At 51.7% G+C, this 16726-nt stretch carries 19 protein-coding genes; 13 read left to right on the forward strand and 6 right to left on the reverse strand.

Annotated elements, in window-relative coordinates:
- A partial coding sequence (locus ACHHZ7_RS21975; RefSeq protein WP_001568368.1) for an IS1 family transposase occupies window positions 1-71 on the reverse strand: 71 nt, incomplete at its 3' end.
- Window positions 72-465: 394 nt separating this feature from the next.
- Between ACHHZ7_RS21975 and add the strand changes: the two genes are divergently transcribed.
- Complete coding sequence (gene add / locus ACHHZ7_RS21980) at window positions 466-1467, forward strand: adenosine deaminase (RefSeq protein WP_008784687.1); 1002 nt, start codon at window positions 466-468, stop codon at window positions 1465-1467.
- A gap of 104 nt (window positions 1468-1571) precedes the next feature.
- On the opposite strand, the gene ACHHZ7_RS21985 is transcribed toward add, so the two are convergent.
- Window positions 1572-2612 carry an oxidoreductase gene (locus ACHHZ7_RS21985; protein WP_060682249.1) on the reverse strand — a complete coding sequence of 347 codons (1041 nt, stop codon included), beginning with the start codon at window positions 2610-2612 and terminating at the stop codon, window positions 1572-1574.
- A 241-nt stretch (window positions 2613-2853) separates the two neighbouring features.
- Here ACHHZ7_RS21985 and blr point away from each other — a divergent pair, with 241 nt between their 5' ends.
- The 12 genes from blr (at window position 2854) to gstA (ending at window position 13205) form a co-directional block, all read left to right on the forward strand.
- Window positions 2854-2979 carry a division septum protein Blr gene (blr, locus tag ACHHZ7_RS21990; protein ID WP_003029134.1) on the forward strand — a complete coding sequence of 42 codons (126 nt, stop codon included), beginning with the start codon at window positions 2854-2856 and terminating at the stop codon, window positions 2977-2979.
- 291 nt (window positions 2980-3270) lie between these two features.
- Entirely contained in the window at window positions 3271-3486 is a 216-nt protein-coding gene (gene ydgT / locus ACHHZ7_RS21995; protein ID WP_008784684.1) for a transcription modulator YdgT, read from the forward strand.
- A 91-nt stretch (window positions 3487-3577) separates the two neighbouring features.
- Window positions 3578-4018, forward strand: coding sequence for a DUF2569 domain-containing protein (locus tag ACHHZ7_RS22000; protein WP_060682250.1), 441 nt, complete (start codon window positions 3578-3580; stop codon window positions 4016-4018).
- A 75-nt stretch (window positions 4019-4093) separates the two neighbouring features.
- Window positions 4094-4675 carry an electron transport complex subunit RsxA gene (gene rsxA / locus ACHHZ7_RS22005; RefSeq protein ID WP_003029144.1) on the forward strand — a complete coding sequence of 194 codons (582 nt, stop codon included), beginning with the start codon at window positions 4094-4096 and terminating at the stop codon, window positions 4673-4675.
- Window positions 4675-5253 carry an electron transport complex subunit RsxB gene (gene rsxB / locus ACHHZ7_RS22010; RefSeq protein WP_032943340.1) on the forward strand — a complete coding sequence of 193 codons (579 nt, stop codon included), beginning with the start codon at window positions 4675-4677 and terminating at the stop codon, window positions 5251-5253. Before rsxA ends, rsxB begins: the two co-directional genes overlap by 1 nt.
- Entirely contained in the window at window positions 5246-7363 is a 2118-nt protein-coding gene (gene rsxC / locus ACHHZ7_RS22015; protein WP_192464110.1) for an electron transport complex subunit RsxC, read from the forward strand. Before rsxB ends, rsxC begins: the two co-directional genes overlap by 8 nt.
- Window positions 7364-8416, forward strand: coding sequence for an electron transport complex subunit RsxD (rsxD, locus tag ACHHZ7_RS22020; RefSeq protein ID WP_008784680.1), 1053 nt, complete (start codon window positions 7364-7366; stop codon window positions 8414-8416).
- 9 nt (window positions 8417-8425) lie between these two features.
- Window positions 8426-9046: an electron transport complex subunit RsxG gene (gene rsxG, locus ACHHZ7_RS22025; RefSeq protein ID WP_032943336.1), complete on the forward strand. Its 621-nt coding sequence runs from the start codon at window positions 8426-8428 to the stop codon at window positions 9044-9046.
- 2 nt (window positions 9047-9048) lie between these two features.
- On the forward strand, window positions 9049-9741 hold the full coding sequence (locus ACHHZ7_RS22030) for an electron transport complex subunit E (protein WP_008784678.1): 693 nt from the start codon (window positions 9049-9051) through the stop codon (window positions 9739-9741).
- The gene (nth, locus tag ACHHZ7_RS22035; protein WP_003029161.1) at window positions 9741-10376 is read left to right on the forward strand and encodes an endonuclease III; all 636 of its coding nucleotides are present in this window, start codon (window positions 9741-9743) and stop codon (window positions 10374-10376) included. The genes ACHHZ7_RS22030 and nth overlap by 1 nt, the downstream gene beginning before the upstream one ends.
- Before the next feature lie 613 nt (window positions 10377-10989).
- The gene (dtpA, locus tag ACHHZ7_RS22040; protein ID WP_020996425.1) at window positions 10990-12495 is read left to right on the forward strand and encodes a dipeptide/tripeptide permease DtpA; all 1506 of its coding nucleotides are present in this window, start codon (window positions 10990-10992) and stop codon (window positions 12493-12495) included.
- A 104-nt stretch (window positions 12496-12599) separates the two neighbouring features.
- Complete coding sequence (gene gstA, locus ACHHZ7_RS22045; RefSeq protein ID WP_060682252.1) at window positions 12600-13205, forward strand: glutathione transferase GstA; 606 nt, start codon at window positions 12600-12602, stop codon at window positions 13203-13205.
- Window positions 13206-13288: 83 nt separating this feature from the next.
- Here gstA and pdxY read toward each other — a convergent pair whose 3' ends face one another.
- The 4 genes from pdxY to mliC all read right to left on the reverse strand — a co-directional run bounded on the left by pdxY (window position 13289) and on the right by mliC (window position 16660).
- Complete coding sequence (pdxY, locus tag ACHHZ7_RS22050; protein ID WP_060682253.1) at window positions 13289-14149, reverse strand: pyridoxal kinase PdxY; 861 nt, start codon at window positions 14147-14149, stop codon at window positions 13289-13291.
- A 64-nt stretch (window positions 14150-14213) separates the two neighbouring features.
- Complete coding sequence (tyrS, locus tag ACHHZ7_RS22055; RefSeq protein ID WP_020996426.1) at window positions 14214-15488, reverse strand: tyrosine--tRNA ligase; 1275 nt, start codon at window positions 15486-15488, stop codon at window positions 14214-14216.
- A gap of 126 nt (window positions 15489-15614) precedes the next feature.
- Entirely contained in the window at window positions 15615-16271 is a 657-nt protein-coding gene (gene pdxH, locus ACHHZ7_RS22060) for a pyridoxamine 5'-phosphate oxidase (protein WP_003029169.1), read from the reverse strand.
- A gap of 59 nt (window positions 16272-16330) precedes the next feature.
- Entirely contained in the window at window positions 16331-16660 is a 330-nt protein-coding gene (gene mliC, locus ACHHZ7_RS22065) for a C-type lysozyme inhibitor (RefSeq protein ID WP_395149209.1), read from the reverse strand.
- Between the last annotated feature and the right edge of the window lie 66 nt (window positions 16661-16726).

Below are 16726 nucleotides of genomic sequence, written 5' to 3' on the forward strand. Positions count from 1 at the left end.
GTGCTTTTGCCGTTACGCACCACCCCGTCAGTAGCTGAACAGGAGGGACAGCTGATAGAAACAGAAGCCACTGGAGCACCTCAAAAACACCATCATACACTAAATCAGTAAGTTGGCAGCATCACCAAATATCCGAGTGAAATAACACTGACAGACAGTAATTAAATAAAAACGAGGTAAATAATCTTAAAATAAAATCATTTTATTACACACATGCTGCAGGAAATGCGTTATTGCTTACTTTACGCCCGTCTTACTACCGCAAGGCAAAAGCATCGTGATACGGTCTCAAGGATCAGGGAGTCGGAACACCACTCTGTTGGTGCGCTAACAGCATGGCCAACAATTTAGCGATGCTTGCTTCCCCATAACCCCGAACTCTGCACTGCTTTTTTTAAAGTTTTTAGAGGAACATTTTTCTGTTGTATAATGGCCTGCACTTTACCTAAATACACGAGTGCGACCATGATTGATACTTCCCTCCCCCTGACCGACGTCCATCGCCACCTTGATGGTAACATCCGTGCACAAACGATCCTGGATCTGGGCCGTCAGTTCAACTTAACGCTTCCGGCACAAACGTTGGAAACGCTGATCCCTCATGTGCAAGTCACATCAACTGAGCCAGATTTAGTGAGTTTTTTATCCAAGCTCGACTGGGGCGTGAAGGTACTGGCCTCGCTGGATGCGTGTCGTCGCGTGGCATTTGAAAATATTGAGGATGCAGCACGTAACGGCCTGCACTATGTTGAACTGCGTTTTTCCCCAGGCTACATGGCGATGGCGCATCAGCTCCCGGTTGCAGGTGTGGTTGAAGCCGTCATCGCAGGCGTACGCGAGGGCTGCAAGACCTTTGGCGTCGAAGCTCGCTTAATTGGCATTATGAGCCGTACTTTCGGCGAAGCCGCCTGTCTGCAGGAACTGGATGCGCTGTTAGCCCACCGAGACCATATTACGGCACTGGATCTGGCCGGTGACGAACTGGGGTTCCCGGGCAGCCTGTTCCTGTCTCACTTCAACCAGGCACGCGACGCCGGCTGGCATATCACCGTACATGCGGGCGAAGCCGCGGGACCAGAAAGCATCTGGCAGGCCATTAAAGAGCTAGGCGCTGAGCGTATTGGTCACGGCGTTAAAGCCGTTGAAGATCGTGCGTTGATGGATTACCTCGCCGAGCACCGTATCGGCATCGAATCCTGCCTGACATCAAACATTCAGACCAGCACCGTTGCCTCACTAGCGAACCATCCGCTGAAAACGTTCCTTGAGCATGGCGTTATCGCCAGTTTGAATACGGACGACCCGGCTGTTCAGGGTGTGGATATTATTCACGAGTACACCATTGCCGCACCAGCTGCAGGCCTAACGCCCGAACAGATCCGCCAGGCGCAAATCAACGGTCTGGAAATGGCATTCCTGAGTAACGAGGAAAAACGAGCCTTGCGCGAGAAAGTCGCCGCAGCGTAACAGGTAAAGTGCCGCATAGCGCTAACGCTTATCCGGCCTACGTTGGTTTTCATTGTAGGCCGGATACAATGCCAGGAAGGTATCGCCTTGCGCCATTTACCTAATCAGGCAAGGCACAGCGTCGAACGATGTTTCGCAGATTCTATACCCAGCTCAATCAGCTCCATAATTTGGATAGCCTGTCTCGCCGGTACCGGGTTTTCACCGTTGCCGTTTAGCGCATCCCGAATGCCAGCATAGTACGCCGGATAGTTGCCCGGTACGGTCAGCCAGGTTTCTTCAACCTGCTCTTCGCCTTCGACTCGCGTCAATACGCCATCGCGCATATCATAACCCCAGTCTTCCTGTGGCAACCGCTCGCCATTTTTCAAACGCTCTTCCTGCGGGTCAAGACCATACTTCACATAGCTGCCGCGCGATCCGTGCACAATATAACGGGCCGATTCTGCAGCGGCAAGCATGGTGCCATGCAGGATCACACGACGCTGCGGATACGTCAGGATGGCATGGAAGTAATCCGTCGCCTGCGCGCCCGGACGCAGCTGGGCCAGGTCTACCGTCAGGCTGACGGGCAAACCAAACAGATTAATCGCCTGATCCAAAAGATGCGGTGCTAAATCGTACCAGATACCGCTTCCCGGACCGCCCTGTTCACGCCAACGGTCACGAACCTGTGGGCGGAAACGATCGAAATGGGATTCGAAATACGCCACCTCTCCCAAAACACCATCCGCCAGCAGAGCTTTCAGCGTCAGAAAATCACTGTCCCAGCGGCGGTTATGGAATACAGACAACACACGCCCCAGGCTACGTGCCAGCGCATCCAACTCACGTGCTTGTGACAGTGTCACGGTAAAGGGCTTATCAACAACCACATGTTTGCCCGCTTCCAACGCTGCTTTTGCTAACGGGAAGTGCGTGTCGTTTGGCGTGGGGATCACAATCAGGTCGATATTTGGATCGTTAAAAAGATGCTTAGGCTCAGCAACAACCGTTACCGTAGGCCAGTCTGCCTTCACTTTTGCTTCATCACTACTGGACACTGCAGCCAGTTCCAGACCCGGCGTGCCCACAATCAGTGGGGCATGGAAGGTTTTGCTGGCATAACCATAGCCAATTAGCCCAACGCGGATGTTGTCACTCATGTTATTGCCTCTCAATTCAGGACTGACCTATTTCACACCATACCTTGCAACGTCTCAATAGTTTAATAACCTTTGCGCTACAAAGGTTGTTTTTTAACTTAAGTCAAACATATGCCACTTATGCTTAACTTGCAGCGAAAAAGAGGTAGAAATCGTTCCCAATCATCTTGCTGTATTAATGAGAGATTAGTAACATTTGCAGCCTGTGTTTATGGATAAATCAAAGCAAATGTCATCAGTAATGAATCGTCTTATTGAATTAACAGGTTGGATTGTTCTCGCCGTCTCCGTGATCCTGCTGGGTGTTGCCAATCATATTGACAATTACCAGCCACCAGAGCCCGTTGCGGCAGTGCAGAAGAAATAAGCATCCGCAGCCTTTTATTGCCCGGCAATTAACATTGGTAGTTGCAGGGTCTGCCGGTAAAAGATCGCTTTCTGTCAAAAAAAGCGAATTATGCCGCGTCCCGCTCCGCTGCATATTGCCAGCGATCGCTAAGCGCGTTACCCTTGCTCAAGACGCGCATAGCGCCTGATTTTTCACAGGTATGAACACTCTTCTTACATTTGCACGTAAATGCGCTTTGACCTGTGCTCGTTGTTTATTTTTATATTTTCTACTCCGTTGGTATTATTTTATTAATATGGATCTGCATTTATGACCGTTCAGGATTACTTATTAAAATTCCGCAAAATCAGTTCGCTCGAAAGTCTGGAAAAACTGTTCGACCATCTTAACTACACGCTCACCGATGATAACGACATTATCAATATGTACCGTGCCGCAGACCATCGCCGTGCGGAGCTTATCTCCGGAGGTCGTCTGTTTGATGTTGGTCAGGTACCTAAATCAGTCTGGCATTACGTGCAATAAAGAAGAAAGTAGCGCTCAACGTTAAAAGCTTTATAATAATTGCCCCAAAATGAATGGCATGATTGATTGCGCGCGTAAACCTGGAGAAGAGATGACTACGACACCGGCACAACGTATCGGAGGCTGGCTACTTGGGCCACTGGCCTGGCTGTTAGTCGCGTTGTTGAGCGCTTCGCTGGCGTTATTACTTTATGTCACTGCGCTGGCTACACCACAAACCTTCAAAACGCTGGGTGAGCAAAGTACGGCAAATTTGCTGTTATGGGGTGTTTCCTTTATTACCGCGATCGCCATGTGGTATTACACACTGTGGCTGACGATTGCGTTTTTCAAACACAGAGCCTGTGTACCTAAGCATTACATTCTGTGGCTGCTGATCTCCGTGTTGCTGGCGATTAAAGCGTTTGCGTTTTCACCCGTCCCAGACGCTTTTGCCGTGCGTCAACTGCTGTTCCCATTACTGGCTGCAGCACTGTTGGTGCCCTACTTCAAACGATCGCAGCGCGTTAAATCGACGTTTGTGAACCCGTAATAACCCTACAGTTAACCTGTTGTCGCCTGTTGAAGATTGTCAGATAATAGGCGGCTTTTTATTTCAGGCCGAAAAATGACTGATTACCTGCTGCTGTTTGTCGGAACTGTACTGGTCAATAACTTTGTACTGGTGAAGTTTCTGGGCCTTTGCCCGTTTATGGGCGTTTCCAAAAAACTGGAAACCGCAATGGGTATGGGCCTTGCCACGACGTTTGTCATGACACTGGCATCCATCTGCGCTTGGCTGATTGATACCTGGATCCTAATTCCGCTCAATCTCATCTATCTGCGCACGCTGGCTTTTATTCTGGTTATCGCCGTCGTCGTGCAGTTTACCGAAATGGTTGTGCGCAAAACCAGCCCTGCGCTGTACCGCCTGCTGGGGATCTTCCTACCGCTGATCACCACTAACTGCGCAGTGTTAGGTGTGGCGCTACTGAACATCAACCTCGGCCATAACTTTTTACAGTCGGCGCTATACGGTTTTTCCGCCGCCGTCGGCTTCTCGTTGGTGATGGTACTGTTCGCCGCGATCCGCGAACGCCTCGCCGTGGCGGACGTCCCAGCGCCGTTTCGCGGCAATGCGATTGCGCTGATTACCGCTGGTTTAATGTCATTGGCCTTTATGGGCTTTAGTGGTTTGGTGAAGTTGTAATGAATGCTATCTGGATTGCCGTTGCCGCAGTGAGTCTACTGGGTCTGGCGTTCGGCGCTATTTTGGGGTACGCCTCACGACGTTTTGCCGTTGAAGATGATCCGGTCGTGGAGAAAATTGATGAAATTCTCCCGCAAAGCCAGTGTGGCCAGTGCGGCTATCCGGGCTGTCATCCTTATGCTGAAGCGATCGGGTCTCAGGGTGAAAAAATTAACCGTTGCGCCCCCGGCGGCGAAGCGGTGATGTTAAAAATTGCCGCCCTGCTGAATGTCGATCCGCAGCCTATTGATGGCGATGAACAAGACGTTACGCCGGTGCGAATGCTGGCGGTCATTGATGAAAATAACTGTATTGGGTGCACTAAGTGTATTCAGGCCTGCCCGGTCGATGCCATCGTGGGCGCGACCCGCGCCATGCACACGGTAATGAGCGATCTCTGCACCGGGTGCAACCTGTGCGTTGACCCGTGCCCGACGCAATGTATTGAATTACGCCCGGTAGCCGAGACACCCGATAGCTGGAAATGGGATTTAAACACCATCCCTGTGCGCATCATTCCCGTGGAACAACATGTTTAAGTTATTCTCTGCATTCAGAAAAAATAAAATCTGGGACTTTGATGGCGGCATTCATCCACCAGAAATGAAAACCCAGTCAAACGGAACGCCGTTGCGACAGGTTCCGCTGGCGCCACGTTTCGTTATTCCGCTGAAACAACATATTGGTGCGGAGGGTGAACTGTGCGTAAACGTGGGTGACACCGTGCTGCGTGGTCAGGCCTTAACCCGCGGACGTGGCAAAATGCTTCCAGTCCATGCGCCAACATCAGGCACCGTTGTTGCCATTGCCCCGCACTCCACCGCGCATCCTTCAGCACTGGCTGAGTTGAGCGTCATCATAGACGCCGATGGCGAAGATCGCTGGATTGAGCGAGACGGCTGGACCGATTATCGCTCCCACAGCCGGGAAGAGCTGATTGCGCGTATTCATCAGTACGGCGTCGCCGGGCTGGGTGGCGCAGGTTTTCCCACCGGCGTTAAACTGCAGGGCGGCGGAGATAAAATTGAAACGCTGATCATTAACGCCGCCGAATGCGAGCCGTACATTACGGCAGATGACCGCCTGATGCAGGACTGTGCCGCTCAGGTCGTCGAAGGTATCCGCATCCTGGCGCACATTCTTCAGCCACGCGAGATCCTCCTGGGTATCGAAGATAACAAACCGCAGGCAATATCTATGCTGCGCGCGGTGCTGGCTGATTCACACGACATTAGCCTACGCGTGATCCCCACCAAGTACCCATCCGGCGGGGCCAAGCAGTTAACACAAATCCTGACCGGCAAGCAGGTTCCCCACGGCGGACGCTCCTCTGATATCGGCGTATTGATGCAAAACGTCGGAACCGCCTATGCAATTAAACGTGCAGTAATCGACGGAGAGCCGATCACCGAACGTGTCGTGACGCTAACCGGTGAAGCAGTCAGTCGTCCGGGCAACGTCTGGGCGCGTTTAGGTACGCCGGTTCGTCATCTGCTCAACGACGCGGGCTTCTGCCCTTCCTCCGACCAGATGGTGATTATGGGCGGGCCGCTGATGGGCTTTACGCTGCCGTGGCTGGATGTCCCGGTGGTGAAGATAACCAACTGTCTTCTGGCCCCCTCTGCCAGTGAAATGGGTGAAACGCCAGAAGAGAAAGGCTGCATTCGCTGTAGCGCATGCGCCGATGCCTGTCCGGCCGATCTCCTGCCACAACAGCTTTACTGGTTCAGTAAAGGGCAACAGCACGACAAAGCGACGGCCCACAATATCGCCGACTGTATTGAATGCGGTGCCTGCGCCTGGGTATGCCCAAGCAATATTCCACTGGTACAGTATTTCCGTCAGGAAAAAGCCGAGATTTACGCCATTAGTCAGGAAGAAAAGCGCGCCGCAGAAGCAAAAGCTCGGTTTGAAGCCCGACAGGCGCGCCTTGAACGTGAAAAAGCGGCACGTCTTGAACGCCATAAGAGCGCCGCTGCTCAGCCGGCGGCCAAAGATCATGATGCCATTGCCGCCGCGCTGGCTCGCGTAAAAGAAAAGCAGGCTCAGGCGCTGCAACCGGTGGTCATTCAGGCAGGTGAAAAACCTGACAATAGCGCCGTGATTGCCGCACGCGAGGCGCGTAAGGCGCAAGCTCGTGCTTCCCGTAAGGAAAATCCGCCGCAAAGTGAAGGCAGCAGCACGGGTACAGACCCGCGTAAAGCTGCCGTGGAAGCGGCAATTGCCCGCGCCAAAGCCCGCAAGCTTGAGCAAGAAGCGGTAACAGAAACGGCCGAGCCGGTTGACCCACGTAAAGCCGCCGTCGAAGCAGCAATCGCTCGCGCCAAAGCCCGCAAACTTGAACAAGCAGCGGTAACAGAAACAGTCGAGCCGGTTGATCCGCGTAAAGCTGCCGTGGAAGCGGCAATCGCCCGCGCCAAAGCTAGCAAGCTCGAGCAGCAGGCGGTAACAGAAACAACCGAACCGATTGATCCGCGTAAAGCTGCCGTGGAAGCGGCAATCGCCCGCGCCAAAGCCCGCAAGCTTGAACAAGAAGCGGTAACAGAAACAGCCGAGCCGGTTGATCCACGTAAAGCCGCCGTCGCGGCCGCCATCGCACGCGCTCAGGCAAAGAAAGCCGCACAGCAGCAGGTTGTAAACGAGGAATAAATGGTATTCAGAATAGCAAGCTCCCCTTATACCCATAACCAGCGCCAGACATCGCGTATCATGATGCTGGTGTTACTTGCTGCATTGCCGGGGATCGCCGCTCAGCTGTGGTTCTTCGGCTGGGGCACGTTGTTCCAGATCGTTCTCGCTGCCATCAGCGCTATTGCTGCCGAAGCGGGTGTGCTTAAACTGCGTAAACAACCCATTGTGGCAATTTTAAAAGACAACTCTGCGCTACTCACTGGGTTGCTTTTGGCCGTCAGTATTCCGCCCCTCGCGCCATGGTGGATGGTGGTATTAGGCACGGTATTTGCGGTTATCATTGCGAAACAGCTGTATGGCGGGCTCGGGCAGAACCCGTTTAACCCTGCCATGATTGGTTATGTCGTGCTGCTCATCTCATTTCCGGTACAGATGACCAGTTGGCTGCCGCCGCATGAAATTGCGGCCACGGTGCCTGGTTTCTTTGACGCCCTGAACGTTATCTTTAACGGGCATACCGCCAGCGGAGGGGATATGAATTCGCTGCGTATGGGTATCGATGGTATCAGTCAGGCAACACCTCTTGATACCTTTAAGACATCCCTGCATGCCGGACGTACCGTTGAGCAGGTGATGCAATACCCGATCTACAGCGGCATGCTGGCAGGCGCTGGCTGGCAGTGGGTGAACCTTGCCTGGCTGGTTGGTGGCATCGTGCTGTTATGGCAAAAAGCGATTCGCTGGCATATCCCGGTTAGCTTCCTGCTGTCGCTCGCCGTTTGCGCCACTTTAGGTTGGATTTTTTCGCCAGACTCACTGGCATCGCCTCAGTTGCATTTGCTTTCCGGCGCGACGATGTTAGGTGCGTTCTTTATTCTTACCGATCCCGTTACAGCATCAACAACCAACCGTGGTCGTCTGATTTTTGGCGCGCTTGCGGGCCTGTTAGTGTGGTTGATACGCAGTTTTGGTGGTTATCCTGATGGCGTGGCTTTTGCCGTGTTGCTGGCCAATATCACGGTTCCCCTGATTGATTATTACACCCGCCCTCGCGTGTACGGACATCGCTAAGGACTAGATATGCTGAAAACGATTCGTAAACACGGTATTACACTGGCGCTGTTTGCTGCGGGCTCAACGGGGTTAACCGCAGCAATCAATCAATTAACCAAGTCAACCATTGATGAACAGGCCGCGATACAGCAAAAAACGCTGTTCGATCAGGTTCTGCCTGGCGATCGCTACAATAATAACTTGTCTGAAAGTTGTTATCTGGTCAATGCGCCAGCGTTAGGCAAAGGTACGCACCGTGTATATATTGCCCGTCAGGACGATCGTCCTGTTGCTGCGATTCTTGAAGCTACGGCGCCAGATGGTTATTCCGGGGCGATTCAACTGCTGGTGGGTGTCGATTTCACGGGTACCGTGTTGGGTACGCGGGTTACCGAACACCATGAAACGCCTGGGCTGGGCGATAAAATCGAACTGCGACTGTCCGACTGGATCACCCATTTTAGCGGTAAAACAATTTCTGCGGATAACACCTCTCACTGGGCAGTGAAAAAAGATGGCGGCGACTTTGACCAGTTTACTGGCGCAACCATTACACCACGTGCGGTGGTTAACGCGGTTAAACGTGCCGGCCTGTATGCGCAGACGCTGCCTGCGCAACTCCCTCAACTTAGCGCCTGTGGAGAATAACCATGAGCGAAATTAAAGACGTGATTGTCCAGGGGTTATGGAAAAATAACTCCGCGCTTGTGCAACTACTCGGGATGTGTCCGCTGTTGGCCGTCACTTCTACCGCAACTAACGCGCTGGGTCTTGGACTTGCGACTACGCTCGTCTTGACGCTGACCAACCTGACGATTTCAGCCCTTCGCCGCTGGACACCGCCAGAAATTCGTATTCCGATTTATGTCATGATTATCGCCTCCGTGGTGAGTGCGGTACAGATGTTGATCAATGCCTACGCCTTCGGCCTGTATCAGTCTCTGGGCATCTTCATCCCGCTGATTGTAACCAACTGCATTGTTGTTGGCCGTGCAGAAGCCTTCGCCGCCAAAAAGGGCCCTGCGTTATCCGCACTTGATGGTTTCTCCATCGGCATGGGCGCAACAGGTGCCATGTTTGTTCTGGGCTCGCTGCGTGAAATAATTGGTAACGGTACACTGTTTGATGGTGCAGACGGTTTATTGGGTAGCTGGGCCAAAGTCTTGCGCGTTGAGATCTTCCATACTGATACACCGTTTCTGCTGGCCATGCTGCCACCGGGCGCGTTTATTGGCCTGGGTCTGATGCTGGCGGTGAAGTATCTGATTGATGAGAAAATGAAGAAACGTCGTGCCGAGGCGGCTGTCGTGGACAGTCCCGCGGGTGAAACAGGGAATGCGTAATGAACAAAGCAAAACGTCTGGAAATACTGACGCGCCTGCGGGATAACAACCCGCATCCAACAACCGAGCTTAATTTTACATCGCCGTTTGAACTGTTGATTTCGGTCTTGCTCTCCGCACAAGCGACCGATGTCAGCGTCAATAAAGCGACGGCTAAGCTATACCCCGTCGCCAATACGCCTGCTGCGATGCTGGAGCTCGGTGTTGAAGGTGTTAAGTCCTACATCAAGACAATCGGTTTGTTTAACAGCAAAGCAGAAAACGTAATTAAAACCTGCCGCATTCTGCTGGAACAACATAATGGTGAAGTGCCAGAAGACCGTGCGGCGTTAGAAGCTCTCCCCGGCGTTGGGCGAAAGACGGCTAATGTGGTGTTAAATACCGCCTTTGGCTGGCCCACTATCGCTGTAGATACCCACATTTTTCGCGTCTGTAATCGCACGCAATTCGCCCCGGGTAAAAACGTCGAGCAGGTTGAAGAGAAGCTGCTGAAAGTCGTACCCAGTGAATTTAAAGTCGATTGCCATCACTGGTTAATTCTTCATGGTCGCTACACCTGCATCGCCAGAAAGCCGCGCTGTGGTTCCTGTATTATTGAAGATCTCTGCGAATTCAAAGAGAAAGTCGATATCTAATGCTGCCGGGGCATCCTCCTAGCCCCTTACATACATCACGATTAGTTATGCACTCCCTAGCGTTTATTTTCCCGACAATGATGCCATTCAATTGCTCATATCTAATGCAATATTCTTGTTAATTAACACCTGAGCAGGTTAATCGTTTTTTTAGCAAAAGAAATTTCTATCTATACGTGATCCAGATCATCCAGCTAACACAATGTTAATAAATTTTTATTTTTTAGTTAAGGTGACAATTAGATGACCTAACTGCACAGTTTCTAAACAAAACATTACACTGCCTATTTTTCAGATAATGGCCTATATCACTGGATTCAACCTTAAATAGCAGAACATATCGCCACATTGCGGTTATGGCGGTGATTAAACAGTGTAAAAATCTGCCATTTTAGAAATGAAGAAATTTAACGCTAGATAACATTTCACAGCCCCGACGATTTCACCAGTCATGATATATGTAACAGATTATTACAAACCACTTGTCTGAAGGGTCAAGATAGTGAACATTACTTGCCGTTTCCCCTCCCACTATAACAATCGGACGGATGAACTTGACTCATCACGTACCTGAACACCCCCGTTGATATGGGATGTAAAAAAAGAGGTAAAAGTGTCTACTGCAAACAATAAACCAACAGAAAGCGTAAGTTTAAACGCCTTCAAACAACCAAAAGCGTTCTATCTCATTTTCTCTATTGAGCTGTGGGAACGTTTTGGTTATTACGGCCTGCAAGGGATTATGGCCGTCTACCTGGTTAAACAGCTGGGTATGTCAGAAGCGGATTCCATCACCCTTTTCTCGTCCTTTAGCGCCCTGGTGTACGGTCTGGTTGCCATTGGCGGCTGGTTAGGTGATAAAGTTCTGGGAACAAAACGTGTCATTATGCTGGGTGCCGTTGTGCTGGCCATCGGTTATGCGTTGGTAGCATGGTCCGGTCACGATGCGGGTATCGTTTATATGGGCATGGCGGCCATCGCGGTCGGTAACGGCCTGTTTAAAGCAAACCCATCCTCCCTGCTCTCTACCTGCTATGCCAAAGATGACCCGCGTCTTGATGGTGCATTTACCATGTACTACATGTCCGTCAACATCGGTTCATTCTTCTCTATGCTGGCAACACCGTGGTTGGCTGCGCGCTACGGCTGGAGCACCGCGTTCGCTCTGAGCGTCGTGGGTATGCTGATTACCGTTGTTAACTTCGCATTCTGCCAGCGTTGGGTTAAACAGTACGGTTCTAAACCTGACTTTGAACCGATCAACTTCCGTAACCTGCTGCTGACCATTGCTGGCGTTGTGGTACTGATCGCGATTGCAACCTGGTTGCTGCACAACCAGCAGATCGCACGTATGGTTCTGGGCGTCATTGCGCTGGGTATCGTGTTCATCTTCGGTAAAGAAGCCTTCACCATGCACGGTGCTGCGCGTCGCAAAATGATCGTCGCCTTCATTCTGATGCTGGAAGCGATTATCTTCTTCGTGCTGTACAGCCAGATGCCGACCTCACTGAACTTCTTTGCGATTCGTAACGTTGAGCACTCTATTCTTGGCATTGCTTTCGAACCTGAACAGTACCAGGCGCTGAACCCGTTCTGGATCATCATTGGTAGCCCAATCCTCGCTGCTATCTATAACAAGATGGGCGATACCCTGCCAATGCCGACCAAGTTTGCGATTGGTATGGTGCTGTGTTCCGGCGCGTTCCTGATCCTGCCACTGGGCGCGAAATTCGCTACCGATGCGGGCATCGTTTCCGTTAACTGGCTGATTATCTGCTACGGTCTGCAAAGTATCGGTGAGCTGATGATCTCCGGTCTGGGTCTGGCAATGGTGGCACAGTTAGTTCCACAACGCCTGATGGGCTTCATCATGGGTAGCTGGTTCCTGACCACTGCCGGTGCAAACATCATCGGTGGCTACGTCGCTAACATGATGGCTGTACCAGAGAACGTGACTGACCCGCTGATGTCCCTTGAAGTCTACGGTCGTGTGTTCCTGCAGATTGGTGTCGCAACGGCTGTTATCGCTGTTCTGATGCTGCTGACGGCTCCGAAACTGAACCGTATGACTCAGGACGATGACGTCAATGAGAAAGCCTCTAAGGCCGCGACAGCGTAATTCTCAGGGAAACTCATTTTCAGGCCGCTAACTGTTGTTAGCGGCTTTTTTTTTGCCTGAGGTAGCACTACCATACGATATACCTCAGCCAAAAGGAGTTACCGATGAAACTGTTCTACAAACCGGGCGCTTGTTCTCTCGCTTCCCACATCACACTTCGTGAGAGCGGTAAAGATTTCACGCTGGATGGTGTTGATCTGATGAAGAAACGTCTGGAAAATGGCGATGATTTTTTCGCGGTAAACCCAAAAGGGCAAGTTCCTGCACTGCTGCTGGATGACGGTACGCTACTTACCGAAGGTGTCGCCATCATGCAATACCTGGCGGACAGCGTGCCAGACCGCCAGCTCCTTGCCCCTACCAGCAGCCTCTCCCGTTACAAAACCATCGAATGGCTTAACTACATTGCGACTGAACTGCATAAAGGCTTTACGCCACTGTTCCGTCCCGATACGCCGGAAGACTTTAAGCCAAACGTTCGTGCGCTGCTGGAGAAAAAAATGCAGTATGTGAACGACTCGCTGAAAGATAACCAATGGATCTGCGGCCCGCGCTTCAGCATCGCCGATGCCTATCTGTTTACCGTACTGCGTTGGGCCTATGCGGTTAAGCTGAATATGGCAGGATTAAGTAATATTGACGCCTATATGGCGCGAATGGCTGAACGCCCGGCGGTTGCCGCTGCGCTGAAAGCAGAAGGCTTAAATTAATTGTTGTTGCCGGGTGGCACTTGCACATACCCGGCCTACAGCTAAAAATATGCCCGATAAGCGTGAGCGCCATCGGGCATCGATTACAGCTGCGTTGCGCTAAAGTAGTGTTCAGGCTTGGCGATACGGTCCTGCGCGGCCACGACCTGCAGCTCATACTCGTGCATCTCTTTGGTAGTGATCATCACTTCGTACACCGCCGCAGTCACATGCTCAAGCGCCTGTTGTAAAGATGCGCCCTGCAGCAGTTTCACCAGCAACAAGCCACTCGTCACATCACCCACACCAACCGGTTGACGTGCGCCAAAATCGACTAACGGACGACTGATATGCCACGCCTGTTCAGCGGTGACCAGCAGCATTTCGAAACGGTCGGTGCTGATACCTGCCCGTGCCAGATGCTTCACCAGTACAATTTCAGGTCCCTGAGCGATCAGTTCACGCGCTGCTGCAACGGCCTCTTCGACATTGTTCACCGCATGCTCGCACAGAATTTCGAGTTCAACCAGATTCGGGGCAATAATGTCACTAGCCGGGAGCGCATGGCGTACATGAAATTCCGCCACTCCGGGTGCGACAATACACCCCTTTTCAGGGTGTCCCATCACCGGATCGCAAAAGTATTTTGCCTGCGGGTTTGCCGCTTTTACCTTGCGAACAATACCCAGAATATGCTCGCCCTGTTCTGCTGAACCAAGATAGCCGCTCAGTACTGCGTCACAGGTCTGGAGTTTATCAATATCAGCAATGCCCTGAACAATTTCAGTCAGGTGGCTCGGCGGCATAACGCAACCGGTCCATTTGCCATACTGCGTGTGGTTTGAAAACTGAACGGTATTCAGCGGCCAGACATTTGCGCCAAGACGACGCATCGGAAATTCTGCTGCACTGTTGCCCGCATGACCAAAAACAACGTGGGACTGGATGGCGAGGATATTCTTCATTTTACTTACCACAACCCTGAAAAAATAAAGGGGCGTAGTTTCCCACGCCCCTGCTAACTCAATCTTACTTCCAGCAAATCAGACAATAGTTCTTCTTGCCACGACGCAGTAAGGTATAGCGCCCGAACAGGATATCACTATCCTGGAAGAAATATTCCGGATCGGACTGCTTCTCACCGTTGATGGTTACCGCGTTTGACGCAATAGTCTTACGTGCCTGACCGCGAGAAGGTTGCAGCTCGGAGTCCACCAGCGCCTGCATCAAATCGGCACCTTTGTCCATCTCGATCATCGGCACGCCATCCTGCGCCAGCTGTTCGAAATCTGCTTCACTCAAATCGCTGAGATTGCCGTTGAACAAGCTTTCGGTAATGCGTTTTGCCGCGACCAGACCTTCTTCACCGTGAACCAGACGCGTAACCTGTTCGGCCAGAACATACTGGGCACGCGGCGCTTTACCGCTGTTTTTATCTTCTTCTTCCAGCGCATTGATTTCTTCAATGTCCATGAAAGTGAAGAATTTCAGGAAGCGATAAACGTCCGCATCGGCGGTGTTGATCCAGAACTGGTAGAATTTGTACGGACTGGTTTTCTTCGGATCCAGCCACACTGCGCCGCCTTCCGTCTTACCGAATTTGGTGCCATCAGCTTTAGTGATCAGCGGAACGGTCAGACCAAACACCTGATTCTGGTGCAAACGACGGGTTAAATCGATACCCGAAGTAATGTTACCCCACTGGTCAGAACCACCAATCTGCAGTGCCACGCCGTGCAGTTTGTTCAGGCAGGCAAAGTCATAACCCTGCAGCAGGTTGTAAGAAAACTCGGTAAAGGAGATCCCCTGATCGTCACGGTTCAGACGCTGCTTAACCGCTTCTTTGTTGATCATCTGGTTAACGGAGAAGTGTTTGCCGATATCACGCAGGAAAGTCAGTACGTTCATACCGCCAAACCAGTCGTAGTTGTTCGCAGCAATCGCCGAGTTGTCACCACAGTCGAAATCGAGGAACGGTGCAACCTGTTTGCGGATTTTATCCACCCACTCCTGCACTGTGTCTTCGGTATTCAGTTTACGCTCGGCGGCTTTAAAGCTCGGGTCACCAATCAGACCGGTTGCGCCACCTACCAGTGCAACAGGCTTATGGCCTGCCTGCTGGAAGCGTTTCAGGCATAACAATGGAACCAGATGCCCCAAATGCAAGCTGTCAGCGGTAGGATCGAAGCCGCAATAGAGCGCGATCGGGCCTTGCGCCAGTCGCTCTGCTAACGCTTCCTCGTCCGTCACCTGGGCCACCAGCCCCCGCTCTTGCAATTGTTTAATCAAGTTACTGCTTGCCATCAAAATCTCCATGTATAAAACGACTGCACCTTTGCCGGTACACGACTTTTCGCCTGATGCGAAAGAAACATAGAATAAAGCGCCGGATTGATCAGCACCAGCGCTTAAAACAAGAAATTTGCATCTTTAGGGGGCCAGACGATCAATTTTCCACGCGTTATCTTCGCGTTGGTATAAAAAACGATCGTGCAGACGGTTTTCACCGCCCTGCCAGAACTCCATTTGTTCAATACTCACGCGAAAGCCGCCCCAGAAACTGGGCAGAGGAACTTCCCCTTGCTGAAACTTCTGCTTCAGTTCGAGGAATTTGCTTTCGAGAATACCGCGCGCGGAGATTCGACTGGATTGTTTTGAGACCCAGGCGCCAATCTGACTGTCGCGTGGGCGACTGTGGAAGTATTTCACCACTTCGAGTGTGGAAAGACGCTCTGCCTTGCCGATCACCATCACCTGCCGTTCCAGCGTATGCCAGGGAAATAAAAGGCTGATGCGTGGATTTTTCTCGATCTGATGCGCCTTACGGCTACCAAGGTTGGTATAGAACACCAGCCCTTTGTCATCATAATGTTTGAGTAACACGATGCGCTGATACGGCTGACCATTTTCATCGACGGTCGCAACGACCATTGCGGTGGGATCGGCCAGTTTGGCATCACAGGCTTGCCCCAGCCAGCGCTCAAACAGCGCAAGGGGTTCGGCGGGAAGATCGCGGCGGCGAAGACCGCCTTTCGTGTATTCACGGCGCAGATGCGCGATTTGCTGCAATTCGTCGTTATCAGACATGATGTTGGGCTACGGATTGTCAGTGGGTGACGCTATTGTGCGCCGCCCAGGTGAAAATCTCAACGCTTCGGGTTCTGTAACTGACAGTTATTTAGCACAATTCTGTCTCGTTTATAGACCGTTGCCTCGTCGCCTTTAGACCAAAATACGTAGAAACCATCGGTATAACGTGCACCTGATGCCGACACGCCCTGTTTGAGGTTCAATAGCTGATTATCATAAACAAAGCTTGCCGTCTGGCGGGTATTGTTCAGCTTCACGGTCAGCGGTTTTTCGTCGCAGCGGTATTCAAGCGTATCCGTTTGCATACGCTCGACAAATTGGTTGTACACACTACAACCGCTAAGCAGTACGGGCAGACACAATAACAACAGTTTTTTCATAGCCATATCCTGAAGACTTTCCTGGTCCTGGAGGGTAATGGCACCCTCCCTAATATCCTTAGTTTACCGGCA

The organism is Citrobacter freundii complex sp. 2024EL-00216, assembly GCF_043945515.1.
Classification (GTDB): Bacteria; Pseudomonadota; Gammaproteobacteria; order Enterobacterales; family Enterobacteriaceae; genus Citrobacter; species Citrobacter portucalensis.

Excerpts from the sequence above, each read along its gene's own strand:
- tyrS (WP_020996426.1), bottom strand. The coding sequence starts at position 15,488 with ATGGCAAGCAGTAACTTGATTAAACAATTGCAAGAGCGGGGGCTGGTG.
- pdxY (WP_060682253.1), bottom strand. The coding sequence starts at position 14,149 with ATGAAGAATATCCTCGCCATCCAGTCCCACGTTGTTTTTGGTCATGCG.
- ydgT (WP_008784684.1), top strand. The coding sequence starts at position 3,271 with ATGACCGTTCAGGATTACTTATTAAAATTCCGCAAAATCAGTTCGCTC.
- rsxB (WP_032943340.1), top strand. The coding sequence starts at position 4,675 with ATGAATGCTATCTGGATTGCCGTTGCCGCAGTGAGTCTACTGGGTCTG.
- gstA (WP_060682252.1), top strand. The coding sequence starts at position 12,600 with ATGAAACTGTTCTACAAACCGGGCGCTTGTTCTCTCGCTTCCCACATC.
- rsxD (WP_008784680.1), top strand. The coding sequence starts at position 7,364 with ATGGTATTCAGAATAGCAAGCTCCCCTTATACCCATAACCAGCGCCAG.
- rsxG (WP_032943336.1), top strand. The coding sequence starts at position 8,426 with ATGCTGAAAACGATTCGTAAACACGGTATTACACTGGCGCTGTTTGCT.
- ACHHZ7_RS22000 (WP_060682250.1), top strand. The coding sequence starts at position 3,578 with ATGACTACGACACCGGCACAACGTATCGGAGGCTGGCTACTTGGGCCA.
- ACHHZ7_RS22030 (WP_008784678.1), top strand. The coding sequence starts at position 9,049 with ATGAGCGAAATTAAAGACGTGATTGTCCAGGGGTTATGGAAAAATAAC.
- pdxH (WP_003029169.1), bottom strand. The coding sequence starts at position 16,271 with ATGTCTGATAACGACGAATTGCAGCAAATCGCGCATCTGCGCCGTGAA.
- add (WP_008784687.1), top strand. The coding sequence starts at position 466 with ATGATTGATACTTCCCTCCCCCTGACCGACGTCCATCGCCACCTTGAT.
- blr (WP_003029134.1), top strand. The coding sequence starts at position 2,854 with ATGAATCGTCTTATTGAATTAACAGGTTGGATTGTTCTCGCCGTCTCC.
- nth (WP_003029161.1), top strand. The coding sequence starts at position 9,741 with ATGAACAAAGCAAAACGTCTGGAAATACTGACGCGCCTGCGGGATAAC.
- mliC (WP_395149209.1), bottom strand. The coding sequence starts at position 16,660 with ATGGCTATGAAAAAACTGTTGTTATTGTGTCTGCCCGTACTGCTTAGC.
- rsxA (WP_003029144.1), top strand. The coding sequence starts at position 4,094 with ATGACTGATTACCTGCTGCTGTTTGTCGGAACTGTACTGGTCAATAAC.
- ACHHZ7_RS21985 (WP_060682249.1), bottom strand. The coding sequence starts at position 2,612 with ATGAGTGACAACATCCGCGTTGGGCTAATTGGCTATGGTTATGCCAGC.
- rsxC (WP_192464110.1), top strand. The coding sequence starts at position 5,246 with ATGTTTAAGTTATTCTCTGCATTCAGAAAAAATAAAATCTGGGACTTT.